General features: G+C 65.8%; 29 protein-coding genes, 1 tRNA gene, 1 pseudogene and 1 riboswitch. Of the genes and pseudogenes, 17 read left to right on the forward strand and 14 right to left on the reverse strand.

What is annotated here, in order from left to right; all coding sequences use genetic code 11:
- Position 1: 1 nt before the first annotated feature.
- The gene (locus TV39_RS06560; RefSeq protein WP_011689896.1) at positions 2–484 is read right to left on the reverse strand and encodes an FHA domain-containing protein FhaB/FipA; all 483 of its coding nucleotides are present in this window, start codon (positions 482–484) and stop codon (positions 2–4) included.
- The gene (locus tag TV39_RS06565) at positions 481–1227 is read right to left on the reverse strand and encodes an FhaA domain-containing protein (RefSeq protein WP_043479832.1); all 747 of its coding nucleotides are present in this window, start codon (positions 1225–1227) and stop codon (positions 481–483) included. Before TV39_RS06565 ends, TV39_RS06560 begins: the two co-directional genes overlap by 4 nt.
- 352 nt (positions 1228–1579) lie before the next feature.
- Here TV39_RS06565 and TV39_RS06570 point away from each other — a divergent pair.
- The 5 genes from TV39_RS06570 to TV39_RS06590 all read left to right on the forward strand — a co-directional run bounded on the left by TV39_RS06570 (position 1580) and on the right by TV39_RS06590 (position 5584).
- Positions 1580–1662 (forward strand) — tRNA-Leu (locus tag TV39_RS06570).
- Between the two features lie 328 nt (positions 1663–1990).
- Positions 1991–3088, forward strand: a complete 1098-nt coding sequence (locus TV39_RS06575; protein ID WP_043479835.1) for an ABC transporter substrate-binding protein — start codon at positions 1991–1993, stop codon at positions 3086–3088.
- A gap of 5 nt (positions 3089–3093) precedes the next feature.
- The gene (locus TV39_RS06580; protein ID WP_043479838.1) at positions 3094–3927 is read left to right on the forward strand and encodes an ABC transporter ATP-binding protein; all 834 of its coding nucleotides are present in this window, start codon (positions 3094–3096) and stop codon (positions 3925–3927) included.
- On the forward strand, positions 3924–4766 hold the full coding sequence (locus tag TV39_RS06585; protein WP_052500512.1) for an ABC transporter permease: 843 nt from the start codon (positions 3924–3926) through the stop codon (positions 4764–4766). Before TV39_RS06580 ends, TV39_RS06585 begins: the two co-directional genes overlap by 4 nt.
- The gene (locus TV39_RS06590; protein ID WP_043479907.1) at positions 4766–5584 is read left to right on the forward strand and encodes an ABC transporter permease; all 819 of its coding nucleotides are present in this window, start codon (positions 4766–4768) and stop codon (positions 5582–5584) included. The genes TV39_RS06585 and TV39_RS06590 overlap by 1 nt, the downstream gene beginning before the upstream one ends.
- Before the next feature lie 19 nt (positions 5585–5603).
- Here the strand turns inward: TV39_RS06590 and TV39_RS06595 are convergent, their stop codons facing one another.
- From TV39_RS06595 to TV39_RS06610, 4 genes are all read right to left on the reverse strand, one after another.
- Positions 5604–6296 carry a FadR/GntR family transcriptional regulator gene (locus TV39_RS06595; RefSeq protein ID WP_043479849.1) on the reverse strand — a complete coding sequence of 231 codons (693 nt, stop codon included), beginning with the start codon at positions 6294–6296 and terminating at the stop codon, positions 5604–5606.
- Positions 6297–6306: 10 nt separating this feature from the next.
- Positions 6307–7434: an L-talarate/galactarate dehydratase gene (locus TV39_RS06600; RefSeq protein WP_043479852.1), complete on the reverse strand. Its 1128-nt coding sequence runs from the start codon at positions 7432–7434 to the stop codon at positions 6307–6309.
- A gap of 108 nt (positions 7435–7542) precedes the next feature.
- Positions 7543–7824, reverse strand: coding sequence for an AEC family transporter (locus tag TV39_RS06605; protein WP_235347298.1), 282 nt, complete (start codon positions 7822–7824; stop codon positions 7543–7545).
- Positions 7825–7875: 51 nt separating this feature from the next.
- Entirely contained in the window at positions 7876–8610 is a 735-nt protein-coding gene (locus tag TV39_RS06610; RefSeq protein ID WP_043479854.1) for a TetR/AcrR family transcriptional regulator, read from the reverse strand.
- Between the two features lie 108 nt (positions 8611–8718).
- Between TV39_RS06610 and TV39_RS06615 the strand changes: the two genes are divergently transcribed.
- From TV39_RS06615 to TV39_RS06630, 4 genes are all read left to right on the forward strand, one after another.
- Positions 8719–10107: a flavin monoamine oxidase family protein gene (locus TV39_RS06615; protein WP_043479856.1), complete on the forward strand. Its 1389-nt coding sequence runs from the start codon at positions 8719–8721 to the stop codon at positions 10105–10107.
- A 27-nt stretch (positions 10108–10134) separates the two neighbouring features.
- Positions 10135–11049, forward strand: a complete 915-nt coding sequence (locus TV39_RS06620) for a universal stress protein (protein ID WP_043479858.1) — start codon at positions 10135–10137, stop codon at positions 11047–11049.
- Entirely contained in the window at positions 11046–12569 is a 1524-nt protein-coding gene (locus tag TV39_RS06625; protein WP_043479861.1) for an APC family permease, read from the forward strand. Before TV39_RS06620 ends, TV39_RS06625 begins: the two co-directional genes overlap by 4 nt.
- A 127-nt stretch (positions 12570–12696) precedes the next feature.
- Positions 12697–13179 carry a pyridoxamine 5'-phosphate oxidase family protein gene (locus TV39_RS06630; RefSeq protein WP_043479863.1) on the forward strand — a complete coding sequence of 161 codons (483 nt, stop codon included), beginning with the start codon at positions 12697–12699 and terminating at the stop codon, positions 13177–13179.
- Positions 13180–13182: 3 nt separating this feature from the next.
- Here TV39_RS06630 and TV39_RS06635 read toward each other — a convergent pair whose 3' ends face one another.
- A complete protein-coding gene (locus TV39_RS06635; protein ID WP_043479913.1) occupies positions 13183–13788 on the reverse strand; it encodes a DUF6919 domain-containing protein in 606 nt (201 codons plus the stop codon).
- A gap of 68 nt (positions 13789–13856) precedes the next feature.
- Positions 13857–14366 (reverse strand): hypothetical protein, encoded by a 510-nt coding sequence (locus TV39_RS06640; protein ID WP_043479915.1) that lies wholly within the window; start codon positions 14364–14366, stop codon positions 13857–13859.
- A gap of 236 nt (positions 14367–14602) precedes the next feature.
- On the opposite strand from TV39_RS06640, the gene TV39_RS06645 reads away from it, so the two are divergent.
- Positions 14603–14992, forward strand: coding sequence for a VOC family protein (locus tag TV39_RS06645; protein ID WP_043479866.1), 390 nt, complete (start codon positions 14603–14605; stop codon positions 14990–14992).
- Positions 14993–15063: 71 nt separating this feature from the next.
- Complete coding sequence (locus TV39_RS06650; RefSeq protein WP_011689918.1) at positions 15064–15243, forward strand: PspC domain-containing protein; 180 nt, start codon at positions 15064–15066, stop codon at positions 15241–15243.
- 9 nt (positions 15244–15252) lie between these two features.
- Here the strand turns inward: TV39_RS06650 and TV39_RS21605 are convergent, their stop codons facing one another.
- From TV39_RS21605 to TV39_RS06660, 3 genes are read right to left on the reverse strand one after another with little or no spacing between them, the layout of a single operon-like run.
- Positions 15253–15585: a substrate-binding domain-containing protein gene (locus tag TV39_RS21605; RefSeq protein WP_200890968.1), complete on the reverse strand. Its 333-nt coding sequence runs from the start codon at positions 15583–15585 to the stop codon at positions 15253–15255.
- Positions 15528–15749: a LacI family DNA-binding transcriptional regulator gene (locus tag TV39_RS22825; protein ID WP_200890967.1), complete on the reverse strand. Its 222-nt coding sequence runs from the start codon at positions 15747–15749 to the stop codon at positions 15528–15530. The genes TV39_RS21605 and TV39_RS22825 overlap by 58 nt, the downstream gene beginning before the upstream one ends.
- A gap of 33 nt (positions 15750–15782) precedes the next feature.
- The gene (locus TV39_RS06660) at positions 15783–16352 is read right to left on the reverse strand and encodes a thymidylate kinase (protein ID WP_326942012.1); all 570 of its coding nucleotides are present in this window, start codon (positions 16350–16352) and stop codon (positions 15783–15785) included.
- Positions 16353–16629: 277 nt separating this feature from the next.
- On the opposite strand from TV39_RS06660, the gene TV39_RS22490 reads away from it, so the two are divergent.
- Positions 16630–17109 (forward strand): hypothetical protein, encoded by a 480-nt coding sequence (locus tag TV39_RS22490; RefSeq protein ID WP_235347299.1) that lies wholly within the window; start codon positions 16630–16632, stop codon positions 17107–17109.
- Positions 17110–17129: 20 nt separating this feature from the next.
- On the opposite strand, the gene TV39_RS06675 is transcribed toward TV39_RS22490, so the two are convergent.
- A complete protein-coding gene (locus TV39_RS06675; RefSeq protein ID WP_043479868.1) occupies positions 17130–17534 on the reverse strand; it encodes a DUF5997 family protein in 405 nt (134 codons plus the stop codon).
- Between the two features lie 56 nt (positions 17535–17590).
- Here TV39_RS06675 and TV39_RS06680 point away from each other — a divergent pair, with 56 nt between their 5' ends.
- Positions 17591–18367 (forward strand): LysR family transcriptional regulator substrate-binding protein, encoded by a 777-nt coding sequence (locus tag TV39_RS06680; protein ID WP_043479870.1) that lies wholly within the window; start codon positions 17591–17593, stop codon positions 18365–18367.
- 3 nt (positions 18368–18370) lie between these two features.
- On the opposite strand, the gene TV39_RS06685 is transcribed toward TV39_RS06680, so the two are convergent.
- The gene (locus tag TV39_RS06685; RefSeq protein WP_043479873.1) at positions 18371–18706 is read right to left on the reverse strand and encodes a hypothetical protein; all 336 of its coding nucleotides are present in this window, start codon (positions 18704–18706) and stop codon (positions 18371–18373) included.
- A gap of 48 nt (positions 18707–18754) precedes the next feature.
- The gene (locus tag TV39_RS06690) at positions 18755–19768 is read right to left on the reverse strand and encodes a LacI family DNA-binding transcriptional regulator (protein WP_043479874.1); all 1014 of its coding nucleotides are present in this window, start codon (positions 19766–19768) and stop codon (positions 18755–18757) included.
- 151 nt (positions 19769–19919) lie between these two features.
- Here TV39_RS06690 and TV39_RS06695 point away from each other — a divergent pair, with 151 nt between their 5' ends.
- From TV39_RS06695 to TV39_RS06710, 4 genes and pseudogenes are all read left to right on the forward strand, one after another.
- Positions 19920–21098: a Gfo/Idh/MocA family protein gene (locus tag TV39_RS06695; RefSeq protein WP_043479877.1), complete on the forward strand. Its 1179-nt coding sequence runs from the start codon at positions 19920–19922 to the stop codon at positions 21096–21098.
- The gene (locus TV39_RS06700) at positions 21095–22114 is read left to right on the forward strand and encodes a sugar phosphate isomerase/epimerase family protein (protein WP_043479879.1); all 1020 of its coding nucleotides are present in this window, start codon (positions 21095–21097) and stop codon (positions 22112–22114) included. Before TV39_RS06695 ends, TV39_RS06700 begins: the two co-directional genes overlap by 4 nt.
- Positions 22115–22340: 226 nt before the next feature.
- Positions 22341–22438, forward strand: a riboswitch (glycine riboswitch).
- 272 nt (positions 22439–22710) lie between these two features.
- Positions 22711–24144, forward strand: a complete 1434-nt coding sequence (locus TV39_RS06705; RefSeq protein ID WP_043479881.1) for an L-serine ammonia-lyase — start codon at positions 22711–22713, stop codon at positions 24142–24144.
- A 79-nt stretch (positions 24145–24223) separates the two neighbouring features.
- Positions 24224–24650: pseudogene (locus TV39_RS06710) on the forward strand (lipoyl synthase); the annotation flags it as partial.

Raw genomic sequence — 24650 nt, forward strand, 5'->3', positions numbered from 1 at the left:
GCTATGGCCTCAATTCGATGACCGTCTTGCCGATTCTCACGGGGACACCGAGCTCCACCGGGAGGGCGCGGGTGAGCTGCTGATTGGCCAGGTACGTGCCGTTGGTCGAGCCGAGATCTTCGATGAACCAGCGGCTGCCCTGCGGAAAGAGCCGGGCGTGCCGGCCTGAGGCGTAGTCGTCCTCAAGGACCAAGGTGGCCTCCTGTGCGCGGCCAAGGAGGATGGGACTGTCCGCGAGCGGAATTGTGTGGCCCTTGAGCGGACCTTCCGTGACAACAAGCTGGCGGGCCTGCTGCTTCGCGGGCGGCGGTGCAGTCTCCGCCAGTTCAGGGTGCTTGCGGACCTGGCGGGCAGTGGGGGCGCCCATGGCGGCCTTCCTGCCGATCATCAGGTCGCGGCGCATGGCGGACACGATGCTGAAGATGAGGACCCATAGCAGCAGGAGGAACCCGAACCGCAGGGCCGTAATAGTCAGTTCGCTCACGGGCGGCCACCGGAATTGGCGGGCAAAAGGCGGAAGATAATTTTGGTCCGTCCCATCGTGATGGTGGAGCCGTCGGTCAGGTCGACGCTGCCGACGACCTTGCGTCCATTGACGTAGCTGCCGTTGGTGGACCCCAGGTCGACGGCCTCGGTGGTGCCGTTGGCGGTGCGGATTTCGAGGTGGCGGCGGGAAACTCCGGTGTCGTCCACCAGGATGTCGGCTTCCGAAGACCGGCCCAACACGATGGAAGCGGCGTTGAGCGAGTAGCGCTGGCCGTCAATGTCCAGGACCGGCTGAAGCCGCACCGGCTGGCGGCTGGGCGCGGCCGGCACGTTGTTGCGCGGCACGGGAGGGGCCGCGGCGGAACCGGAGGCCTTTTCCGTCCTTGAATCGATCTCGAAATCTCCGGCGCGGATTTCTCCGTCGCGCCGGAAAGAAATGCGGACCGAGCCCTGGAGTGTGTAGCCCTGGCTGCGGACGTGGTTGATCACCACATCGCACAGTTCCTCGGCGAGGGGTGTGCCCCACTCCTGGGCGCGCTTGAAGTCGTCTTCGCTGAGGCGGACATCAAAAACGTTGGGTGCAAGGGTGCGTCCGGCGGCGATGGTAATGGCCTTGTGGTCCACTTCCCGGCGGAGGCGGCTGGCGATTTCCACAGGCTCAACCTGGGCCCGCGAACCGGTGGAGAAGACACCGCGGACGGCCTTTTCGATGCCGCGCTCGACTTTGTCCAGCATTCCCATGGCACCTCTCCTCTCCTTACGGCTGCGGGGCAGCACACGATTCGGAACTCAGTTCACAACACTGCCGGAAGTGCGCCGGGGACGGGCACTCCTACACCTGATACTACTGGGCGGGGCTGTGAATGACCTTAATGCACAACGCCGGGGCGGGGAGAATAGTTCTTTCCGCCCCGGCCTGACGCGGGCCCGGCGGCATCGTTTCAAGGGCCCGTCCGGGTGGATGATTCAGCCCGCCGGGAGTGCTGCAGGGCCCGATTGGTGTTTTGCCGTGGTTGTCCGTTATGCTTGATCTCGCTGCTTTTACGAGGCTGGCAGTCCGGAAAACGGGCTCCTGTCGGGTGAAAGAAGTTGCGCGCGAGTGGCGGAACGGCAGACGCGCTGGCTTCAGGTGCCAGTGTCCGAAAGGGCGTGGGGGTTCAAATCCCCCCTCGCGCACGCAATGAAAGAACCCCGGTCTTAGGACCGGGGTTCTTTTGCTTTAACAGCGCGTCAGCCTTGGGCCGGCTCCTTGTCGGCCCGGTAACTCCCCGCCGCGTGGTCATTTCCCCTGTGAGTCGCCAGGGGAAATGACCGCAAGAGGGGGAAAAGCCGCCCGAGCTGAGGCGGCTGCCTCTCGGAGGCCCAGCCCCACCCTGCTAAACGACAGTTAACTTCGCTGAAACGGCTCGGGCTGATTCCTGAAACAACCGTTCCATAGTGTCGGTGCCAGACGGCCCACGGGGCCGCTTGTACATGTGACCGCCTCCCGATTTGGAGTAGACGAATGACAGCTTTCAGTTCGGAAAAAGGCCCGCTGCGCCCATCACGGCGGATGGTGCTTGCAGGATTTTCGTCGGCGGCGCTGGTGGCGCTGACCGGCTGCGGAGGTGAATCGGGAGCCACGGCACCGGCTGCGTCGGGCAGTGCTTCGGGGGCTGCGGCCGATTTCGGAACGCTCGAGGTCCAGCTTTCGTGGCTGAAGAACTCGGAGTTCGCCGGTGAGTACTTTGCCGACAGCAAGGGCTATTACAAGGACGCCGGCTTCAGCGCGGTCAACCTGATCGCCGGCGGCCCCGGCGGGGCTTCGGCGGAAACCATGGTCCTCTCCGGCAAGGCGCTGGTGGGCACGTCGTCGCCCGTCGGGGTGGCGCCGGTGGTCCTCAACGAAGGAGCGCCGCTGAAGATCATCGGCTCCACGTACCAGAAGAATCCGTTCACGATCGTTTCGCTGGCTGCCAACTCGATCACCGCCCCGGAGGACCTGGTCGGCAAGAAGATCGGCGTCCAGGCCGGCGTTAATGAAACGCTGTTCGATGCCCTCCTCGAGGTCAACAAGATCGACCCGTCCAAGGTCACCAAGGTGCCGGTGCAGTACGATCCGCAGCCACTGCTGAACGGCGACGTCGAGGGGTTCTTCGCGTACCTGACCAACGAAGTGCTCACCCTTGAGCTGGGCGGGCACAAGACGGCGGTCCTGCCGTTTGCGGACAATGGCCTGCCCTTTGTTGCCGAGAGCTTCGTGGTCACGGACGAGTCCATCAAGAACAAGAGGCCGGAGCTGAAGGCCTTCCTGGCGGCGACCATCAAGGGCTGGAAGGACGCCCTGGCTGATCCGGCTGAATCTGCCCGGCTCGCCGTCGAGGTGTATGGCAAAGAGCTGGGCCTGACCATGGACAAGGAAAAGGGCCAGGCCGAGGCCCAGAACACCAAGCTCATCGCCACGCCGGAGACGGACAGCAACGGCCTGTTCACAGTATCCAAGGAGCTGATGGACAAGAACATCGAGATCCTCAAGCTGGCCGGCTACGACACCACCGCAGAAACGATCTTTGACCTGAGCCTCCTGGACGAGGTCTATGCCGAAAACCCGGACCTGAAGTAGGACGCATGACTGAAGTGAGAACGGAAGCCGTAGCCGGAGGACTGCTTTCCGGAACCGGCATATCGCTCAGCAACCTGGGCAAGAGCTTCCGGATGGGCAGGAAGAGAGTCGTGGCGCTGGAAGACGCCAACCTGATGACGTCCAAGGGAACGTTCCTTTCCCTGCTGGGACCCTCCGGATGCGGCAAATCGACCATCCTGCGGATCCTGGCCGGGCTGGAAACCCCCACCACCGGCCAGGTCACGGTGGACGGCCATACGCCGGCCGAGCTGCGGACCCGGCACGAACTGGGGATTGCCTTCCAGGATCCGGCGCTGCTCCCTTGGCGGAGCGTCGTGTCCAACATCCGGCTGCCCTTCGAGGTGGCAGGACTCCCCGTGGACCACGCCATGGTGGACGACCTGGTGGACCTGATCGGGCTGAAGGGGTTTGAAAAGGCGAAGCCGGCCCAGTTGTCCGGCGGCATGCGCCAGCGGGTGTCCATTGCCCGGGCCCTGGCGCTTAAGCCCTCGGTGCTGTTGCTGGATGAGCCGTTCGGGGCGCTGGACGACATGACCCGGCAACGGCTGAACCTGGAACTGCTGCGGATCTGGACGGAGAAGCCCGCCACAACTTTGATGGTCACCCACGGCATCGCGGAGGCCATGTTCCTCTCCGATGTGGTGGCTGTGATGAGCGCCCGTCCGGGCCGGATCAAGGAGATCATCACCGTGGACCTTCCCCGGCCGCGGACACCGGAAATGATGCGGACCCCGGAGTTCCATGCCCTGTGCGACCGGGCCTCCGAACTCCTGTTCGGCGACACCGGTGCGCCCCTTGAGGAGGTGGAATCACCATGACGCGGTCGTTCCCGTTAAGTACGACGGCGGCCCGGCCGCTGCCGCCATGGGCTTCGGCTGCGATCGGCGTTGCGGCCACCGTCGCGCTCTGGTGGCTGGCCGCCGCGACAGTGCTTTCCGGAGTGGGTGCCAGTGCGGACGGATCCGGCGGAGCCGTCCCGACGCCGCCGGAAGTCCTGGGACAGCTGGCGAGTGACGGCGTCGGGTTTTACTGGCCCAACCTGGCGGTGACAGTGGCGGAGGCTTCCGCAGGATACCTGTGGGGGAACGCCGCCGCGCTGCTGCTGTCCGCGAGTGTCCTGGTGCTTCCGTCACTGGAACGGCTGGTCACCCAACTGGCGGTGACCAGCTATTGCCTGCCCATCGTTGCCATCGGGCCGCTGGCGTTCATAGTTATCGGGTCGCCCGCCCGGGGGGAATCCTCGGGCACGGCCGTCCTGCTGGCGGGCATCTCGGTCTTCTTCACCACCGTGGTAGGTGCGCTGGCCGCACTCAAGAGCGCGGACCGGGCAAGCCTGGACCTCGTGGCAGTCTACGGCGGCGGCCGGCTGAAACAGCTGGTCAAGGTACAGCTCATCTCCGCCCTGCCCGGAATCCTGAACGCGTTGAAGATCGCCGTCCCGGCCGCCGTGCTGGGGGCCGTGCTCGGCGAATACGTGGGCGGCGTGGACCGGGGGATCGGCCCGGCGCTGGTCAATGCCCAACAGAACCTCGAGATCGCCAGGGCATGGGGCGTTGCCCTGGTGGCGGGGCTGCTCGCCGGCGCCGGCTATGGCGTCTTCGCGCTGCTGGCACGATTCGTGACGCCGTGGTCCTCCGGACGCCGGGCGGCAGCGTGATGCCGGGATCGGCGGCCGGCCTTGCCGCACTGAAGGGCGCGGGGCGCGCGGTAGCCGGCCTGCTGGTTTCCCTGGCCGTGGTGCTGCTGCTGTGGGTGGCACTGCTGAAGCTCTTCAACATCTCGCCGTTCGTCGGCAAGGGGCCGCTGGACGTGTTCAACTTCCTGTTCTCGGTGCCGGCCGCGGAGGCCAACCGGCAGGCCGTCCTGCAGAACCTCGGCCAGACCATGGTGGACGCGTTCCTGGGGTTTGCCGCCGGAATGGTGGGAGCCGTTGTGATTGCCGCGGTGTTTGTGTTGTTCCGTGGTGTGGAGAGCGCGCTGATGCCGGTAGCAATGCTCCTGCGCTCCGTGCCGCTTGTGGCGCTGGCGCCCATCATCATCCTGATTTTCGGCAGGCAGGAACCGGCTGTTGCTGCCATCGGCGGGATCGTGGTGCTTTTCCCCGCCCTGGTCACGATTGTGTTCGGGCTTCGCTCGGCGTCCCCGGCCATGATCGAAGTGATCGATGTCTACGGCGGCTCACGCTGGACTGCACTGTTGAAGGTTGCGCTGCCGTCGTCCCTGCCGGCGTTCTTCACGGCCGTGAAGGTCTCCATCCCGGGGGCGATCACCGGCGCGCTGCTGGCGGAGTGGCTCGCCACCGGCAAGGGAATCGGCTACGCCATCATCTCCGCCGTGTCCCGGGCAAGGAACAACGAGGTGTGGGCATCGGTGGTGGTGATCACGCTGGTTTCGATCATCCTGTACACCGTGGTGGCGCTCCTGGAGGAGGCCATGCTGCGGAGGTCCGGCCAGGCGCCGTCGACGTCCGGCTGACCGGAGGAAGGGCGTAACCCTAGCGCCCGGCTTTCAGCCGGCGCCTTGAGTTGGCCAGGTGGCTGCGCATGGCAGCCGACGACGACGGCACGTCGCCTTCCGCGATGGCGGCGTAGATGGATTCGTGTTCATGGACCACTTGGTCGAAGTGGTCGCGGGCGTAGTGTTCGTCGCCGGTGATCAGCCGGGTGCGGGGCATTGCGATCATGGTCTGGCCCAGTGAGGCAAGGCAGTCGGAGTAGAAGGGGTTCCCGGACGCGGCGGCGATGGCCTTGTGGAATTCGTAGTCGGCCTTCATTGCATGCGCCGGGTGGCCGCTGCTTGAAGTGAAGTCCTCCAGGGCCTTCTGCACGGCCCTTAGCTGCCGGTCCGTCCGGTTCCGCGCGGCCAGTGCGGCAGCCTCGGATTCGACGCCCATGCGGAACTCGAGCAGGTGGAGCCGGTCCTCGAAACTGGCCACGGCGCGGCCGCCGGGAGCCTGCAGATCACCGGCCGGGGGCGGGGTCAGTGCGAAGCTGCCCCGCCCGCGTTCGGTTTCCACCAATCCCTCTGCCTGCAGCCGGGTCAGCGCTGCCCGCACCACGGTGCGGCTGACGCCGAACTCGCCGATCAGCGTGTTTTCGCTGGGCAGCTTGTCGCCGGGCTGAATGACGCCGTCAACAATGCGCGTGCGAAGGTCAGCGGCGAGGTCCGCGGTCAGGTTCCGGCTCATGCGATCAAGGTTACGCGCCGAACTCCACGGACTCTGTGGACCAGGCGCGGGCCTGGTCGCTGAGGGACACGCCGAGGCCCGGGCGGTCCGGAACCAGCATGCGGCCGTTCTTGGTTTCAAGGCGCTCGTTAAACAGCGGGTCGAGCCAGTCGAAGTGCTCCACCCACGGTTCGCGGGGGTAGGCGGCGGCCAGGTGAAGGTGGATTTCCATGGCGAAGTGCGGTGCGAGGCCCAAGCCCCGCTCGTCCGCCAAGGCGGCCAGGCGCAGGAACTGGGTGATGCCGCCGACGCGCGGGGCATCCGGCTGGATGATGTCGCAGCCGTTGGCGTTGATCAGGCCCTTGTGCTCAGCCACGGACGCCAGCATTTCACCGGTGGCGATGGGCGTGTCCAAGACGTTGGCCAGGTGGGCATGTCCCTCGAAGTCGTAGGCATCCAGCGGCTCTTCGATCCAGATGAGGTTGAATTCCTCCAGCTGCCGGCCCATCCGCAGGGCGGTTGCGCGGTCCCACTGCTGGTTGGCGTCCACCATGAGCGGCACGTCCCAGCCAAGGTGTTCGCGGATTCCGGCCACGCGACGAAGGTCCTCTTTGCTGTCGGGGAGGCCCACCTTGATCTTGATGCCGCCGATGCCTTCGTCGATGGACTGGGTGGCGCGGGCCTTGACCTCGTCCAGGGAGGCATTCAGGAAGCCGCCGGACGTGTTGTACGTCTGGACCGAGTCGCGGTAGGAGCCCAGGAGCTTGGCCAGGGGAAGCCCGGCGCGCTTGGCCTTGAGATCGTAGAGGGCGATGTCGATGGCGGCCAGCGCCTGGGTGGCCACGCCCGAGCGGCCCACGGAGGCGCCGGCCCAGAGCAGCTTTGTGTAGATCTTGCCGATGTCGTTTGGGTCCTCGCCGATGATTCCTTCGGCCACCTCTTTGGCATGCGCGTATTGGGCCGGTCCGCCTGCGCGCTTTGAGTAGCTGAAGCCGATGCCGCGGTGGCCCTGTTCGGTGGTGATCTCGGCGAACAGGAAGACCACTTCGGTCATGGGCTTCTGGCGGCCGGTGAATACTTTCGCATCACTGATCGGCACGGAGAGGGGAAGCCTCGCGGTGGAAAGTTTCACATGGCGAATGAGATCTACGGTGCTCATGCGGGCGCTCCTCGTCAGCAGGAAGGGGGCTGCATTGCCCTCCCGCTTAGGATACAAGTATAAAACATGTATTACAAGTGACTGAAGGTCATCCTTCCGGCCCGCGTCCTAGTGAACCAGCCACGCCACAACGAGGAGCGCCCCGACGCTCAGGAGGGTAGTGCAGAGGATCACGTCGCGTGCCACGGTCATGCCGCGGCCATAGGGGGAGGCGAAGAGGAATACGTTCTGCGCGGTGGGGAGAGCGGCCATAATCACGCTGGCCAGCAGGTGCTGCCCTTCCAGTCCAAAAATAAAGCGGCCCAGGACCCACGCGATCAGCGGCATCCCGGCAATCTTCAGGAACGTGGCCACGAGGGTTTCCGTCCGGCCGTCGTCTTTCTGCAGCACCCTTCTATTCGACAGCTGTAGTGCCGTCGGTCCGGTCAAAGGTGAACATTGCTAATTCCGCAGCGCCCCGAGCCCCGAGATCAACGCCTCCAGGCCCAGGCTGAAGGCGATGTCCGCAGGCTTTTCGTGGCCTTGTTCGGCGAGGCTCTGGACGGCCGCCGTGAAGTTGGGCGTTGATTCCGCCATGCTGCCCGGATCGAAGATGTCCGCCGGGGCCGTGACGTCGAAGGCCGAACCGAAAATGAAGGACTCCAGCGCCACGATCGAGGAGATGATGCGTTCCTCGGGGAAGCCGGCTTTCCGCAGCCCTGCGCTGACGGTCTCGTACATGGCCAGGGTCTGCGGCGCATCCGTCACCGGCAGGACCGCGATCACCGGGATGAGCGGCGTGTGCTTGGAGAAAACGTCCCGGTAACTCCACGCCCACCGCCGCACGGCTTCGTTCCAGGGTTCACGGCCGAACGCGGACACGTCCACCAGGGCCGCGAGGTGGTCCTCCACCAGGACCAGCACGTCCCGTTTGGATGTCACGTGGTTGTAGAGGGCCGACGGCGCCACGTCCAGTGAGCGTGCCAGCGCCGCCATGGTGAGCCCGTCGTAGCCGCTTTTCCCGATCAGCCGCAGCGCTGCCGCGGTGATCACCGCCTGGTCCAGTACGGCCGATGCCGGCCTGCCCGCGCGTCGCTTCGGCGGGGTTGCTGCGGGGAGGGGGTCCGTGCGGGATGTGGCGTTCTGGCGGGCGGCTGCCGGCATCGTCGGCCTTTCTGCTGGCTGGGTCCCCAGCATTATTCCATTGACCCCTTCCGCGGCGGAGCTGGAACCGCTATAGTTTTCCTAAATGAATGGCATTCATTTAGTGGTCCGCATCACTCCCGCGGCCACAGAGAGGACATCATGCTGGAACTTGACCGCGACGTCGTCGTCGTAGGCGCTGGCCCCTCGGGACTCACCGCAGCCCGCGAACTGAAGAAGGCAGGCCTCAGCGTCGCCGTGCTGGAAGCGCGGGACCGGGTAGGCGGCCGCACCTGGACGGACACCGTTGACGGCGCCATGCTGGAAATCGGCGGCCAGTGGGTCTCGCCGGACCAGACGGTGCTGTTGGAACTCCTGGACGAGTTGGGACTTGAAACCTACTCCCGCTACCGCGAAGGCGAATCGATCTATATCGGCGCCGACGGCAGGAAGACCCGCTACACCGGGGATTCCTTCCCGGTCAGCGACACCACGGCCGCCGAGATGGACAAGCTGGTCGGCCTGCTGGACGGACTGGCGGCGGAGATCGGCCCCACCGAACCCTGGGCCCATCCCAAGGCCCGGGAACTGGACACCATTTCCTTCCATCACTGGCTCCGCCAGAACTCCCCGGATGAGGAGGCATGCAACAACATCGGCCTGTTCATCGCCGGCGGCATGCTGACCAAGCCCGCGCACGCATTTTCCGCGCTGCAGGCAGTCCTGATGGCTGCCTCCGCCGGGTCCTTCAGCCACCTCACGGACGAGGACTTCATCCTGGACAAGCGGGTTGTGGGCGGCATGCAGGAGGTTTCGCTGCTGCAGGCACGCGAACTGGGTGACGACGTCGTTCTTAACAGCCCGGTGCGCACCGTTAACTGGACGGAAGGGTCCGACGGCGGCACGCGCGTCACCGTGGTGTCCGAACGGGCCACGGTGAACGCCCGCTACGTGATCATGGCGGTGCCGCCGAACCTGTATTCGCGGGTTTCCTTCAACCCGCCGCTGCCGCGCAGGCAGCACCAGATGCACCAGCACCAGTCACTGGGCCTGGTCATCAAGGTGCACGCCGTCTACAAGACGCCGTTCTGGCGCGAGGAGGGGCTCTCCGGCACGTGCTTCAGCGCCGGCTCGCTGGTGCAGGAGGTGTACGACAACACCAACCACGGGGATTCCCGCGGCACCCTGGTGGGTTTCGTCTCGGACGAGAAGGCCGACGCCGTCTTCGAGCTGAGTGCCGAAGAGCGCAAGCGCACCATCCTGGAATCAATCGCGGCCTTCCTGGGCGACAAGGCACTGGAGCCCGAGGTGTACTACGAGTCCGACTGGGGCGCCGAAGAGTGGACTCGCGGCGCCTATGCCTCCAGCTACGACCTCGGCGGCCTGCACCGCTACGGCAAGGACCAGCACCAGCCCGTGGGCCCCATCTACTGGAGCTCCTCCGACCTTGCGGCCGAGGGCTACCAGCACGTCGACGGCGCCATCCGGATGGGTCAGCTGACCGCCGCCCGGGTTGCCGCCGTTGCGCACCGCGCTTCAGTCACGCAGTAGGAAACCAGTTAAGAGAGGAACGGCCAGATGCGGTACGTAGTGGGGTATTCAGCAAATGCCAGAGGCCATGATGCCGTAAATCTGGCCGTTTCACTGGCCCGGGGCCGTGGTGCAGCCCTGGACCTGATGGTCGCCATTCCGGAGGTGTCGCCGTTCAGCGCGGCCCATGCGCCGAAGGCCGGATTCGAAACCCTGCTCCATGAGCAGGCCCGCGCGTGGCTCGACGAGGCACTGGCGCTGGTTCCGGCCGATGTCCCGGCGGAAGGGCACGTTCGCAGAGGGGGGTCGGACGCGCAGACCCTGATGGATGCGTGCGCGGAATTCCAGGCGGACATGCTGATTATCGGGGCCACGAGCAACGGGTTGTTCAAACGGTTCACCATCGGATCCGTGGCCGGTGCGCTGCTCCATGCAGCCACCGTTCCAGTGGCGTTGGCACCTCACGGATACCACCGCAGGGAAGCCCTGACCCGGATCAGCTGCGGACTCGGCACCCGCCCCGGTGCCGACGAACTACTGGACTACGCCGTTTCGATGGCGTCCAACCGCGATGTGCCCCTGCGGGTGGTGTCGCTTTTGACGCTCGACGACGGCGGGTCGCCGGACGTCGCCGAGGCGGCCCGCAGCCATGCCGGCAATCGCGTGTCCGCCGCCCTTCCCGGCGGAGACGCGGGCGTCCACGTTGCCGCGAAGGCGGACGTCGTGGTGGCGCAGGGCCGGAGCATCGAGGAAGCCGTGGACAGGCTCGACTGGGAGGACGGCGAGGTCCTGGTGATCGGATCAAGCCGGCTCGCCAGGAGCCGTGCCATCTTCCTGGGCAGCACAGCGAACCGCATCCTCCGCGCCCTGCCGGTGCCCATGATCGTGGTCCCGAGCGACTACGAACTCAAGCACCAGACCCATTCAATGTCGAATGAAACCTCCGGAGAGGCACCATCATGACCACAGAGCACGCGACATCCGCGGCATCGCAGACCGACCACAAGGGCATTAGTGCCAAAGGCCTGAAGGCCGGAACCGTAGGGCTGATCGGCGCAGTCGTCATCGGCGTCTCCTGCATTGCCCCGGCCTACACCCTCACCGCAGCGCTCGGGCCAACAGTGTCCGAGGTCGGCGTCCACTTGCCGGCCATCTTCCTGGTGGGATTCATTCCCATGCTGCTCGTGGCGTTCGGCTACCGGGAACTCAACAACGCCATGCCCGACGCCGGCACCTCCTTCACCTGGGCATCACGGGCATTCGGGCCGTGGATTGGCTGGATGGGCGGCTGGGGACTGATTGCGGCCACCATTATTGTGCTGTCCAACCTCGCCGCCGTCGCCGTCGATTTCTTCTACCTCATGCTGGCCCAGCTCTTCAGCAATCCGGAACTGGGGGAGCTGAGCAAGAACCTGCCGCTCAATATCGCCACAACGCTGGTGTTCATTGCGCTGGCCTGCTGGATCTCATACCGCGGCATGGAGACCACCAAGGGTGTCCAGTATGTGCTGGTGGCGTTCCAGCTCCTGGTGCTCGGCTGGTTTGCGGTGGCTGCGTTCAGCCATGTTGCCAACGGTTCGGCTTTTGATGCCACAGCCATCTCGCCCGACTGGTTCAACCCGTTCGCCGTGGACTCCTTTTCTTCCTTTGCTGCCGGGGTGTCCCTGTCGATCTTCATCTACTGGGGATGGGACGTCACGCTCACCATGAACGAGGAAACCCGGAACCCCGAAAAGACCCCCGGCCGCGCCGCGACGGTCACCGTCCTGGTGATCGTGATCATCTACATGACCGTGGCGCTCTCCACCCTGGCGTTCGCCGGCACCGGCGACACCGGCCTGGGCGCGGGCAACCCCGATAACCAGGGCAGCATCTTCGCCGTCCTCGCCGGTCCGGTGATGGGGCCGTTCGCCATCCTGATGTCGCTGGCAATCCTGAGCAGCTCGGCCGCTTCCCTGCAGTCCACGTTTGTGTCGCCGGCCCGGACGCTTCTCTCCATGGGCCACTACAAGGCGTTGCCGGCCAAGTTCGGGCGGATCAGCCCTACGTACAAGTCCCCCAGCTATGCCACCATTGCGGCAGCCATCGCCGCTGCGGCGTTCTACGTCATTACCCGGACCACCTCCGAGAATGCGCTCTGGGACACCATCACCGCGCTGGGCATGATGATCTGCTTCTACTACGGCATCACGGCCCTCGCCTGCGTCTGGTTCTTCCGGGCCCAGGCGTTCAGCGGAGCACACGCGTTCTTCTTCAAATTCCTGGCGCCCCTGCTGGGCGGGGTCATCCTGCTGGTCATGTTCTTCAAGACCGCCTATGACTCCATGGATCCCGCCTACGGTTCCGGCTCCTCCGTGGCCGGGGTGGGCCTGGTGTTCATCCTGGGCATGGGCGTGATCCTGCTGGGCGTGGTGCTGATGCTGGTCATGGCCAAACTCCGCCCGGAGTTCTTCAAGGGGCAGGTCCTGGCGCGGGGTATCTGAGCTGCTGGTATCTGAGCTGCAACCCCCTAGCGTCCCGACCCTCCGGCCCGTCGTTGAAAGTAAGCAAACTTACTAATAGGCTGGGCTGGCGGGGAATTTCCCCGTTCGACACGAACGAGGTGAGTGCATGTCTGACACTGAGAACATCAGCAAAGTCACGAAGATCATCAACGATTCCCACATCGGGATGCTGACCACCATCAACGAAGAAGGCGCGCTGGTCAGCCGGCCGCTTGCCGTCCAGGAAGTCAAGGACGACGGCGACATGTGGTTCTTCACGTCATCGGAAACTTCCCAGGTGGCGCACGTCCGTGCCGACCCGCGGGTGAACGTGTCCTTCGGCAAGAACACCGAGTGGGTGTCCGTGGCCGGCACGGCGGAAATCGTCACCGACAGGCAGAAGATCCACGACATGTGGAACCAGGTGGTTGAGGCCTGGTTCCCGGACGGCCCCGACACTCCTGAGGTTGTCCTGCTGCGGGTTGATTCCGATTCCGCCGAGTACTGGACCAGCCCGGGCGGCCGGGCTGCCACGGTGCTTCAATGGGTCAAGTCGAAGGTGACGAACAGCCGCATGAGCGTCGGCGAAAGCGGCACAGTGGACCTGTAGTCCTCACTGCAGTTGCCGGAGGGCCGCCAGCACCTCCGGCAACAGCACGTCGTTCCGGCCCCACACCGGGTCCAGGACTTCCACATACCAGGAATCCGCGAGGAGCAGGGCCAGTGCGTCGTTGGTTTCCTCGGACCAGTCGCGGAGTGCGTCCTCGTCCACCGGGTTCTCACTGGACCCGAGGACGGTGACCACTGCATCGCCGTCGAACGTTACCGGGACGGCCGCCGCGCTCACCTCACCCGGGGCGTGGCCGATGGAGACGAGCTCGGACCGGGTGGACAGGGCCATGAGTTCGGCTGCGGCCGCGGCGCTGCAGAAGCCGGTTACGTACTGCCTCTGCGCATGGCCGGTGTCGCTGCGGATGCCCGGCTGGGATTCCTTGGTGAAGAGGCCGTTCCTGTTGATCTCTGCCAGTTCAGCAGCGATGGGCCGCGTCTCCTCGTCGAAGCTGGGTGCAAACGTTCCAGGCTGGTATTCGCTGTGGGATTCAAGCCACCGCGCGGTCAGTTCGCCGGCCGCTTCGAGGGTTGTCGCCTGACGCCAGGCTCCCCGGTCAGATCGCAACCGGCCGTGCTGGTCTCGTGTGTCCGTGACTAAAGGCTCCATCATGGGATGCTACCGCCGCAGCTTCCGGCCTTTCCAATGGTCCCGACACACCAGTTAACGTCGCGGCCCTAACTCGTCGGCACTCCCGCCGCGGCTTCCGCGCGGCCCAGGGCATGTTCCAGCCGGGTGACGGCGGGAAGGTAGCCGGCGGCCTCGACTGCCCGAATCCGTTCAGCCTCCCTCATGGCCTTGATCAGGGCCGCCGTCTCCGGCCGGCGCACATCGGTCATGTCCGGGTAGTCAATGCAGCACGCGGGATCCAGCTCATAGCGCTGCCATCTGCTCAGCACTGTACGGTGCCGCGCGGCCGCGGCTTCGATCTCTGCCTGTGCGGCTGCCTCGTGGAGCCGCGCTTGCTGCCGTGCCATCACCCGGGGACTCCACACATACGCGGCCACGGCAGTGGCGGTGGCGAGAGAGGCCACGGCGAGGCCCAGCCACGGGGATGCCAGGAAGGGGATAAGGACAGCCGGGAACACCACCACCAGCCCGGCGAAACCGTCCCAGAAGACGGCGTCGGTCATCTGTCCGGCGTCGCGCCTTGCGTGGTAGCGCGCCGAATAGACTGCGCCAGCCACGCCGCACACCACGACGGCGGCGCAGACTGCTAGCTGTAAGGGCCCCATGGGGACCGATTCCGTGATGACAGACACCGTTCCACCTCCCACGGGACCTGCCCGGGCTGGCTGGTTCCGCTACTTCCATTGGAATCCCGCCGCGTCCGGACGTCAATGGGCTGGCCCCGGAGGAACCCGGCCGGGGTGGCTGCCCTGCCCCGTTCCCGGCAGCACCGTGCACCGGTAGCCTAGGCACCATGCGACTAAAAATGTGCAGCATCCACGTCAAGGATCCGGCCGCGGCCCACCACTTCTACACGGAGACACTGGGTTTTGAAACGCTCATGGCCATGCCCGAATACAACCTGTACATCGTGAAGGATCCCGGCTCCGCCGGGGGCAGTTCGGGATCCCTGGGGCTGCTGCTGGAGCCCAGCGACAATCCCATTGCGGCGACCTATATGAACGGCCTGCACGACGCCGGGTTGCCGGCGATCGTTTTCGGCGTTCCCGATGTGCGGGCTGAATACAAGCGGCTCGCAGCCCTCGGCGTCATCTTCCAGGGGGAACCGACCGAGGGCCCCACGGGCACGTCGGTGGTGCTGGACGACGGCTGCGGAAACTACGTCCAGCTGCACCAGGACTAGTCCGTCATCACCTGGACAGGGGGCCAAGGGACTCTGGACCGGACCCGGAGACCGGCTGGTACTGTGGCCGCATGAGTGCAGCATTGGTACGGCCCAGGAATGGCAAAATGATCGCCGGCGTCTGTGCCGGCCTCGCAGCCCGGTTCGGCATTTCAAAAGCCCTCGTCCGCATTGGCTTTGTGCTCTTCGGCCTGTTCGGTGTGGGGGAGCTGGTCTACATCGCGTTGTGGATCGTTATGCCCAAGGAGTAGCACCGCGGGTCAGCGGGGAGGCGCCACTGATTCCCGAACAACCAGCGTGCCCTCCAGGACAGCGGGTTGGGCCGCCAACGCGCCCGGGTCAGTCTTGCCCTCAATGGCATCAATGAGGTGGTCCGTAGCCCATGCGCCCATCGCGTAGTGAGGCAGCTGCACCGTGGTCAGCGCCGGATCAAGGTTCTCGGCGATAAGTTCCTGGTCCCCGAGGCCCACCACCGACAACTCGTCGGGGATCCTGACGCCCACTTTGCCGGCGGCCCGGTACAGGCCCATGGCCATCAGGTCGTTGAAGCAGAACACTGCCGTCGGCCGGTCCCCGGGCTGCAGCAGGCGCAGGGCCGCCTGATACCCCCTGCCGCGTTTGACCGACCGGACTGAACCAGTTCGGCACGGAGCTTGAGGCCAGCGTAGGCCACGCTGTTGAGGACCTGGGAGACGGTGGTGACGGACACTCCTGCGGCGGCGGCCACGTCCTTGATTCCCACTGCCTTATTGCTCATGCATCTCCCGCGTCATTCTGGCCTAGAGCGATTCTATGGGCGGGACGCTGCTTCCCTCGCTGCCGAGCGGTCATCCCGTTCGGCTGCAAGGTCTTCGGGGAGGGGGCCGCCGGCCGGTGTGTTGATCGCTGCGGTGAGCGCGGCCAGTACCTCGTCCTGCGAGCCGCCGGCGTCGATGGGGACGAAGCGGCCGAACTCCGGAAGGGTGCGGTAGCCCTTGCTGAGCGCGGTCAGCTCCTCGAGTGTTTCGGTGTCCGTTCCGCGCAGGAGGATACGTTCCAGGGCCTGCTCCGGCGCAACGTCGAAGTGGATCACCATGTCCGGTGCGGGAAGGCGCCGCAGCAGCCAGGGGACCAACCTGCCCGGCGGGAGGCCCCGGACGCTGCGCAGGGCAAGCTGGCAGTACAGGTGACGGTCCATGACCACCAGGCCGGAAAAGCTGCGGGCACGGGCGTGGGACACCAGAACGTTGGCCGTCCGGATCAGGGTCTCCAGTGCATCCGCCAGACGGGGGCTGAGGGCAATCCCGGAGCGCTCCGACCACTGAGACAGGTTGCGGCGGCCCGCGTGGTTGCGCAGCAGCAGGGCGTTGCCGCCAGCCAGGCGGGCCGCTTCGACGGCGGCGCGTGCAGCGGTGGTCTTTCCGGCACCGTCAATTCCGGTGAGGACAATTAGCAGGGGTGGCTCGTTTCGTTGGGGCGGGCAGCTCGTGCGTTGGAGGCGTTCAGGCAGTTTGATCGTGTGGTACCCGCTTAACGCGGGGCAAGCCCCGGTTGTCCCGGCGGAACTTGTTTTCTGTTCGCCGTCGCGATTTCATGCGCCGTTAATGGCGGGGTTCTAGCGTGGTTCTTCAGGCACCATCCGCTAGAAGGGATCCATCATGGCCGATATTGCTGCTGTGCTGGGACGGCTCACTCCGGAAGAGCTCGACGAGCTCCGGGAGATTGGTCCCCAGGGGCACCTCACCAGGCGACTTGTTGATGCCCTGGACAGGGCGGCCGGCGGTTCAGGCGCGGGCCGGGGCTACTACGTGCCTACGGGCAGCGTGAGTGCAACCGGCGGACCCCACCTCGTGCTGCGCAGCGACGTCTCCGCATGGCTGTTCGGCGCAGGCCCGCAGCTTCCGCACGGGCACCAAACGGGAGAAGCAATCGACGGGCCAGTACGGCAGGAATCTGACTGGTCGGAGCTGCGCCCCGGCGACAGGGTGGCGATTGTGCGGGGCAACCGTGTCACGGCGTCGGGAATTGTTGACGCGATGACCGACGACGCCTCCACGGTGTGGGTCCTGTTCGAAGGCGTTGCACCCCGCCGCATGTTCCACCGGGGCGACCCGGACGACCTTCGTCCCGTCCGCTAACCTCCCACGACGTCAGGGGCCTACTCGGCTTTGGCGCGGGCTTTCTTCGCGTCCTTCTTGGCCGCCTCGTCCTTGACGCGCTGCGCTTCGGCGCGGACTGCCGCATGCGTGGAGCGCTCGGCGACCAGCCAGGCGGGGGGAGCCTGCAACAGCGCGGTGATTTCCGCCGTCGTGAGTGCCTCTTCGACGCCGCCGCGGGCCAGGCCGCTAATGGAAACGTTCAGCTTCTGCGCCACCACCGGGCGGGGGTGCGGGCCGTTGCGGCGGAGTTCGGCCAGCCACTCCGGCGGGTTGGCCTGGAGCTCGGCGAAATCGGCGCGGGTGATAACCGAATCCTGGAACTCCTGGGGTGTTGCGGGCAGGTAGATGCCAAGCTTCTTGGCAACGGTGGCCGGCTTCATGGACTGGGAGTTTGCAGAGGTCATGCTTCAAGGGTATCCGGCGGGGGACCGTACCCTAGCACTGGCGGTACTGTGAACGTGTGTCCGCTGAAGAAGAATCCCCGCAAGTACCCGCACCCGCTGAACCGGAAGGCCGTGTGCTGCGCTTCGCCTACGTTGCCGGCGTGACGCCGGGGAAATGGATCCGCCGCTGGGAAGAGCGGATGCCGGATGTTCCGTTGCAGTCCTTTATGTCCGACGACGGCTCGCAGCTTGCCGTTCTACGTGACGGTTCCGCAGACCTTAGTTTCGTCCGGCTGCCCGTGGAGCGCGAGGGCCTGAACGTGATTCCCCTGTACGAGGAGCAGCCCGTGGTGGTTGCTCCCAAGGGGCATGAGATCTCCGTGTTCGAAGAGGTGGCGCTGGCGGACCTTGCCGCGGAGACGTTCCTGGATGTGGCGGAGCTCGGCGGCCCGGAAACCGCGTTGCAGGTGGTTGCCTCCGGTGCGGGGCTTGCCATCCTGCCGATGTCCGTTGCCCGGCATTTCAACGTCAAGGACACGGTGGCGCGGAAACTCACCGGCGCACCCACCACGCAGATTGCGCTTGCCTGGCCCAACGAGGCCTCGCGTGAAGCGATGGCCGAGGCCGAACAGCCGGCCATGGATGAAGTGATCGAGGAGTTCATCGGGATTGTCCGCGGACGGACCGCCCAGAGCTCCCGCCAGCCGTCGGCGAAGGTGGAGCCGCCCAAGAAGGAACCGAAACCGGACCGGCGCGGGACCGGCGGCGTCAAGAAGCCCAAGGTGGCGCAGCGCTACGCTCCCAATCCGGACAAGGGCCGTGGCAAGGGATCGCGCAAAAAGGGCAAACGCTAAGTCTCAGGCGGTGCAGGCATCCTTGAGTGCGGTGACGGATTCCGCCGGAACCTGGTCGCCCGACGCAGCAATCTGACGCAGCGGGGTGGTGATCTCGGAGGGCACACCGGCGGTCTCGGCGCCGGCCACGAGGCCACCGAGGAGTTCCTTGTCCTTCACGCTGACAAGCCCGTCTTCCACGAGCGCGCACACCTGGCCCTTGACCTGGTCCGCGGCCGCCGTGGCAACCTGGGACGCACCGTCGGTCACGGCCTTTTCGGCTGCTTCCTGGACCTGCCCGCAACCGGTCAGTGCAACGATGAGGGCGGCAACGGACAGGGCGGCGAGGCGGGATTTCATTGTTCCAGCGTAGCAAGCGGTGCCGCGGCCCCCGACGGATCCCTGCCGTCAGCCCGTGAAGCGTGACGTGGTGCCGCGGACCACGAGGACCGGTTCGATCAGTTTGCGGCCCGGCGCCAGGCCGGGGTCCCGGATCCGTGCCAGCAACGTCTGCGCGGAGTCCGCTCCCACCACGTCGCTGCGGTTGTCCACGGTGGTGATGTCCAAATACCGTGATTTCGCCAGCGGCGAGTTGTCGTAGCCGATCACCGACAGGTCCTCCGGCACGGACCGGCCCCGTGCCTTCGCCGCGGCGAACGCCCCCACAGCCATGGTGTCGTTGGCCGCGAAAATGGCCGTGGTGTCGGTGTGGTGGTCCAGCAGCCAGCAGGCCGACGCGTAACCGTCCTCCTCCGACGTTCCCCCGGATTCCCCTGCGATCCGAAGCTCCAGGCCGGCCGTCACCATGCCGCTGCGGAAGCCCTCACGCCGGTGCGCCGCCGCGCCGTCCGAGCCGGACAGATGGCCGATCCGGGTATGGCCAAGCTTCAGCAGGTGGCCGACGGCGAGGCGGCCGCCGCCGTCGTCGTCGTTCGTGATGAGGTCGGCACCGGCCGGAACGCCGTTCCGCCAGCCCGCGACGACGGTGGGAACCCAGGTGCCCGCGAGCATGGGCTCGCTGGGTTCAGCGGCGATCACCAGGCCCGCGACGTGCAGGGCAAGGAGGCCGTCGGTGGCCTCCTTGATCCGGTTCTGCCCGGGCCGAGAGTCCGCCACCGTGACCTGGTAGCCGTGCACCGAGAGCGCGGATTCCATGCCGCGCAACAGATCCACGAACCACGGGTTCCGGAAATCGTCGATTACCAGCCCGATGCTCTTCGTCTGGCTGCTCGCGAGGGCGGTCGCGGCGCGGCTGGGCCGGTACCCGAGTTGCGAGATGGCGGCCAGCACGGCCTCCCGCCGCTTATCGCTGACCCGTGAGGGGTTCTGCAGGACCAAGGACACCAACGACGGCGAAACGCCGGCGCTTTTGGCGACGTCATAGATCGTGGGCCGGCGGGACCGGGGGGTGTTCAGCGTCATGGAGAGCCTTTCCTATCTCGTTATCGAGGATAGCCGCATGATGATTGACAGGACATACAGACAAAGCTACGCTCTTTTCAGCGAGCAATTTTGTAGCGCTACAATTTTCCGGACGGGCGTCAGGCCTGACCGAATTTCAAAGGAGAAATCAATGGCTGAAAGCCTCGGCGTCGCCGTCATTGGCGCAGGCATGGCCGGCAAGGCCCACGCTGCTGCGTACCGGACGGCCTCTACGCTGTACAGCCCCGTGCTTCCCCCGGTGCGGCTGGTCTCGATCGGCGACGTCAACGCCGAATTCGGCTCGCTGGCTGCCCGCCGCTTCGGCTACGAACGCAACGACACCTCGTGGCAGGCCATCGCTGAAGCCGATGACATCGACGTCGTCAGTGTGGTCATCGCCAACTCGCTCCACCGCGAAGTCGTGGAAGGCCTGCTCGCCGCCGGCAAGCACGTTCTGTGCGAAAAGCCGCTGAGCGACTCCCTTGAGGACGCCCGGGCCATGGCTGAGGCCGCCCGCAACGCGAGCTCGATTGCCCGCATCGGCTTCACCTTCCGCCGCACGCCCGGCATCGCCTACATCCGCGACCTCATCCGCAGCGGCGTCCTCGGCAAGGTGCTGCACTTCAGCGGCCGCTACTGGACCGACTACGGCTTCAGTCCTTCCGCTCCCATGAGCTGGCGCTACAAGGGCGGCCCCGGCTCCGGGGCGCTGGCCGACGTCGGAAGCCACCTGGCTTACGTCTCCGAGTTCCTCTGCGGCGACATCCAGTCCATCAGCGGCGGCCGCCTCAGCACCGCGATCGATAAGCGGCCCCTGCCTCTTGTCGCAGTCATCGGGCACGATCATGCTGCGGTCAGCGACACGTTTGAAGCCGTGGAGAACGACGACTACGCAGCATTCAACGCAGAGTTCGCCAACGGCGCCGGCAGCTTTGAAGTCTCGCGGGTTGCCGCAGGGCACGCCAACAGCCTCAACTTCGAGGTGTTCTGCGAGAACGGTGCCGCCAAGTTCGACCAGCGCCGCCCCGCCGAAATCCAGCTGTTCCTCAACGACGGATCGGGCAACGAAAACGGCTACCGCCAGGTGATTCTCGGCCCGGGCCACCCCTACATCGCCGGCGGCCTCGCCATGGACGCCCCCGAAGTCGGCTTCGGCCAGAACGACGCGTTCGGCTACCAGGCCCGTGCGTTCCTCGAAGAGGTTGCCGGCCTCAGCGAAGCCGAGTCGCTGCCGCGCTGCGCAACGTTCGACGAAGGCGTCCGCAACATGGAGCTGCTTGGCGCTGTCACGGAATCCGCGCTCAACAACGGAAAGAAAATCACGCTATGAAACTCGGCGTCTACAACGCAATCCTGCACGACCGCCCGCTTCCCGAGGCCCTGAAGGTCATTGCCGACCTCGGGCTCACCGGCATAGAGATCAACACCGGCGGATTCCTGCCGGCCGTCCACGTTCCGAACATGGACCAGATCCTGGAAAGCGACGCGGCCCGGGACGACTACCTGGCGATCTTCGAAGGGACCGGCGTCTCCATCGCCGGCCTGAACTGCAACGGCAACCCGCTGCACCCGAAGCGGGAAATCGGCGAGAAACACGCCGAGGACATCCGCCGTTCCATCCGGCTGGCCCACCGGCTGGGACAGGACCGCGTGGTGACCATGTCCGGGCTGCCCGGCGGTGAACCCGGAGCAACCACGGTCAACTGGGTGGTCAACGCCTGGAACTCGGCCGCCCTGGACGTGCTCGACTACCAGTGGGGCGTCGCGGCAGACTTCTGGAAGGAGACCGACCGCCTAGCGGCGGACCACGGCGTCAAGGTTGCCCTTGAGCTGCACCCGCAGAACATCGTGTTCAACACGGCCGATGTCCGCAAACTCATCGACCTCACCGGCGCCACCCATGTGGGCGTCGAATTGGACGCCTCGCACTTGTTCTGGCAGCAGATGGATCCGGAGGCCGTGGTCCGCGAACTCGGCCCGCTGGTGTTCCAGGCAGCAGCGAAGGATGTACGCGTCAACACCGCGAACGCGGCGCTCTACGGAGTCCTGGACAACAGCTTCCGCCGGCTCGCACCGGAGGAAAACCGCACCAACCTCGGGGGAGATGAATGGGCCAACGAGTGGCCCAAGAACTCCGCCTGGGACTTCGTGGCACTGGGCCGCGGGCACGACACCGCCTACTGGACCGAGTTCCTGCGCGCACTCTACGAGGTGGACCCCAGCATGCTGGTCAACATCGAGCACGAGGACACCTCCTTGGGCCGGATCGAGGGTCTCCAGGTGGCGGCCAAGGTCCTGCAGGACGCCGATGCGGCACTGACCGCATCGCTGCACCTGACGTCCTAGTTCCGGCTGGACGCGTCAGCGCGGACGGCGGTTGTGGTCATCACCGGATGGCCACCACCGCCGTTTTGCGTTTGCCGCTGTACTCCCGGCCGTGCCGGGTTAGGCCGGGACGGTGCGCCGGAACAGCCGGCTCGGTACGAATGACACATGTGACGTGACTCTGTTGCGAGCCGCCCCGGCAACGGATAAAGTGTGAGCCGTGTCACCGACAAGTGGCACACGCTTTTGATCTGCGGCGGGAGAGTCCTGCCGGTACGTTCAGCAGGCGCCGTAGGAGCAAATCCTCCCCAGGAATCTCTCAGGCCCACGTACCGCCGCGGCGAGGCAACTCTGGAAAGTAGTCCGGTCCCCGGGCTCACCGACGGTGCAAGCGGCGCTCTGTAACAGCAGGGTCCGCGGAAACTCTCAGGTCACATACAGAGCGGGGAGGAACCCAATCAATGTGGCGCCCTGCGCCACCTGAATTATGGAGTTCCTCGTGACGATTCAGCCGTCCTCTTCCGCGTTTGCGGGCCCCCGCAGCTGCCTGCCCTGCAGCCTCAGTGCGCGTCCCCGGTCCGCTCCGCAGCGCCTGGGCAACTAAGGAACCCCCGGCCATGGCTGTTGGTGTTTTCGATCTTTTTTCCATCGGGATTGGGCCCTCGAGTTCGCATACGGTGGGCCCGATGCGGGCTGCTGCGGTGTTCGCCGAGGAGCTGAGGGCGTCCGGGGACCTGGGCAAGGTGGCCGGGCTGCGGGTGGATTTGTATGGTTCCCTCGCCGCCACCGGGCACGGGCACGGGACCATGACGGCGATCCTGCTGGGTTTGGAGGGTTACCACCCGGAGAAGATCCTTCCCGCGGAGGTGGAGGAGCGGCTCGCGGCGATCGCCGAGACCGGGACCCTGCAGCTTGCCGGTGCCGGTGCCGGTGCCGGTGCGGGTGTTCCGCTGCCGTACGGGGTGAAGGACATGGTGCTGCGGCCGTTGACCATCCTGCCGCGGCACACCAACGGGATGACGTTCACCGTCACGGACGCCGGCGGGGAAGTCCTGCACCAGGCGACGTTCTTCTCCGTGGGCGGCGGCTTCATTGTCCGCGAGGGCGAGGAAGAGGCGGCGCTGAAGGAACTCGATGAGTCCAAGAAGGAGCTTCCGCTGCCGTTCCGCACCGCGGCGGAGCTGTTGAAGCACTGCCGGTCCAAGGGCCTGTCCATCGGCGAGATCATGTTCGTCAACGAACGGGCGTCCCGGTCCGAGGAGGAGATCCGCGAGGGCCTGCTGCACATCTATTCGGTGATGGAGGAGTGCGTCGCGGTGTCCCTGAAGCGGGAGGGGCTGCTGCCGGGCGGGCTGAAGGTCCGCCGTCGGGCGCCGGACTGGCACGAACGCCTGTTGAAGGAGAACCGCGGCCAGGACCCCGCCTACCGGGATCCGAAGTACTGGCAGGAGTGGGTGAACCTGATCGCGCTGGCGGTCAATGAGGAGAATGCTTCAGGTGGCCGGGTGGTCACCGCGCCGACGAACGGGGCTGCCGGGATCATCCCCGCGGTGCTGTATTACGCGCTGCATTTCGCTCCGGGCATGGACCAGGCCACCCGGCAGGATCGTGACGATGTGGTGGTGAAGTTCCTGCTGGCTGCCGCCGCGGTGGGGGTGCTTTACAAGGAGCAGGCCTCGATCTCGGGGGCGGAGGTGGGTTGCCAGGGCGAGGTGGGCTCGGCGTCGTCGATGGCGGCCGCGGGCCTGGCCGAGGTGATGGGCGGGACGCCGCAGCAGGTGGAGAACGCCGCGGAGATCGCGATGGAGCACAACCTCGGGCTGACGTGTGATCCGATCGGCGGGCTGGTGCAGATCCCTTGTATTGAGCGGAACGCGATCGCGGCGGCCAAAGCCATTAACGCCGCGAAGATGGCGTTGTGGGGGGACGGAACGCACCGGGTGTCCCTGGACGAGGTGATCGTGACCATGCGCGAAACCGGCAAGGACATGTCCTCCAAATACAAGGAAACCGCGATGGGCGGCCTGGCCGTCAACGTCGTGGAATGCTGAGCCCGCAGCCGATGACCGGAACGGCCCCAGCACCAAAGTTTTGCCGGCCAGCCGGCGCACGCACAAAGGAAAGAGAATCATGACACTGGCACCAGAAGGCCGGAAGATGCTGCGTATTGAGCAGCGCAATGCGGCTACACCGGTGGAGCGCAAGCCGGAGTGGATCAAGGCCAAGGTCCAGATGGGCCCGGAGTTCGTCCAGCTCAAGAACCTGGTGAAGAAGGAGGGCCTGCACACCGTGTGTGAGGAAGCAGGCTGCCCGAACATCTTCGAGTGCTGGGAAGACAAGGAAGCCACGTTCCTGATCGGCGGCTCCGAGTGCACCCGGCGCTGCGATTTCTGCCAGATCGACACCGGCAAGCCCTCCCCGGTGGACATGTTCGAACCCACCAAGGTGGCCCGCTCGGTCCAGGCCATGCAGCTGCGCTACGCCACCGTCACCGGGGTGGCCCGGGACGACCTCGCCGACGAAGGCGTGTGGCTCTACGCCGAAACGGTCCGGAAGA

It is taken from the genome of Arthrobacter sp. SPG23 (genome assembly GCF_000876655.1).
Lineage (GTDB): Bacteria > Actinomycetota > Actinomycetes > Actinomycetales > Micrococcaceae > Arthrobacter.

Excerpts from the sequence above, each read along its gene's own strand:
- TV39_RS06650 (WP_011689918.1), top strand. The coding sequence starts at position 15,064 with ATGAGTGCAGCATTGGTACGGCCCAGGAATGGCAAAATGATCGCCGGC.
- TV39_RS06610 (WP_043479854.1), bottom strand. The coding sequence starts at position 8,610 with ATGCTGGGGACCCAGCCAGCAGAAAGGCCGACGATGCCGGCAGCCGCC.
- TV39_RS06700 (WP_043479879.1), top strand. The coding sequence starts at position 21,095 with ATGAAACTCGGCGTCTACAACGCAATCCTGCACGACCGCCCGCTTCCC.
- TV39_RS06585 (WP_052500512.1), top strand. The coding sequence starts at position 3,924 with ATGACGCGGTCGTTCCCGTTAAGTACGACGGCGGCCCGGCCGCTGCCG.
- TV39_RS06620 (WP_043479858.1), top strand. The coding sequence starts at position 10,135 with ATGCGGTACGTAGTGGGGTATTCAGCAAATGCCAGAGGCCATGATGCC.
- TV39_RS06685 (WP_043479873.1), bottom strand. The coding sequence starts at position 18,706 with ATGAAATCCCGCCTCGCCGCCCTGTCCGTTGCCGCCCTCATCGTTGCA.
- TV39_RS22825 (WP_200890967.1), bottom strand. The coding sequence starts at position 15,749 with ATGAGCAATAAGGCAGTGGGAATCAAGGACGTGGCCGCCGCCGCAGGA.
- TV39_RS06600 (WP_043479852.1), bottom strand. The coding sequence starts at position 7,434 with ATGAGCACCGTAGATCTCATTCGCCATGTGAAACTTTCCACCGCGAGG.
- TV39_RS22490 (WP_235347299.1), top strand. The coding sequence starts at position 16,630 with ATGGCCGATATTGCTGCTGTGCTGGGACGGCTCACTCCGGAAGAGCTC.
- TV39_RS06630 (WP_043479863.1), top strand. The coding sequence starts at position 12,697 with ATGTCTGACACTGAGAACATCAGCAAAGTCACGAAGATCATCAACGAT.
- TV39_RS06625 (WP_043479861.1), top strand. The coding sequence starts at position 11,046 with ATGACCACAGAGCACGCGACATCCGCGGCATCGCAGACCGACCACAAG.
- TV39_RS06690 (WP_043479874.1), bottom strand. The coding sequence starts at position 19,768 with ATGACGCTGAACACCCCCCGGTCCCGCCGGCCCACGATCTATGACGTC.
- TV39_RS06595 (WP_043479849.1), bottom strand. The coding sequence starts at position 6,296 with ATGAGCCGGAACCTGACCGCGGACCTCGCCGCTGACCTTCGCACGCGC.
- TV39_RS06705 (WP_043479881.1), top strand. The coding sequence starts at position 22,711 with ATGGCTGTTGGTGTTTTCGATCTTTTTTCCATCGGGATTGGGCCCTCG.
- TV39_RS06565 (WP_043479832.1), bottom strand. The coding sequence starts at position 1,227 with ATGGGAATGCTGGACAAAGTCGAGCGCGGCATCGAAAAGGCCGTCCGC.
- TV39_RS06590 (WP_043479907.1), top strand. The coding sequence starts at position 4,766 with ATGCCGGGATCGGCGGCCGGCCTTGCCGCACTGAAGGGCGCGGGGCGC.
- TV39_RS06675 (WP_043479868.1), bottom strand. The coding sequence starts at position 17,534 with ATGACCTCTGCAAACTCCCAGTCCATGAAGCCGGCCACCGTTGCCAAG.
- TV39_RS06580 (WP_043479838.1), top strand. The coding sequence starts at position 3,094 with ATGACTGAAGTGAGAACGGAAGCCGTAGCCGGAGGACTGCTTTCCGGA.
- TV39_RS06645 (WP_043479866.1), top strand. The coding sequence starts at position 14,603 with ATGCGACTAAAAATGTGCAGCATCCACGTCAAGGATCCGGCCGCGGCC.
- TV39_RS06575 (WP_043479835.1), top strand. The coding sequence starts at position 1,991 with ATGACAGCTTTCAGTTCGGAAAAAGGCCCGCTGCGCCCATCACGGCGG.
- TV39_RS06695 (WP_043479877.1), top strand. The coding sequence starts at position 19,920 with ATGGCTGAAAGCCTCGGCGTCGCCGTCATTGGCGCAGGCATGGCCGGC.
- TV39_RS06635 (WP_043479913.1), bottom strand. The coding sequence starts at position 13,788 with ATGGAGCCTTTAGTCACGGACACACGAGACCAGCACGGCCGGTTGCGA.
- TV39_RS06615 (WP_043479856.1), top strand. The coding sequence starts at position 8,719 with ATGCTGGAACTTGACCGCGACGTCGTCGTCGTAGGCGCTGGCCCCTCG.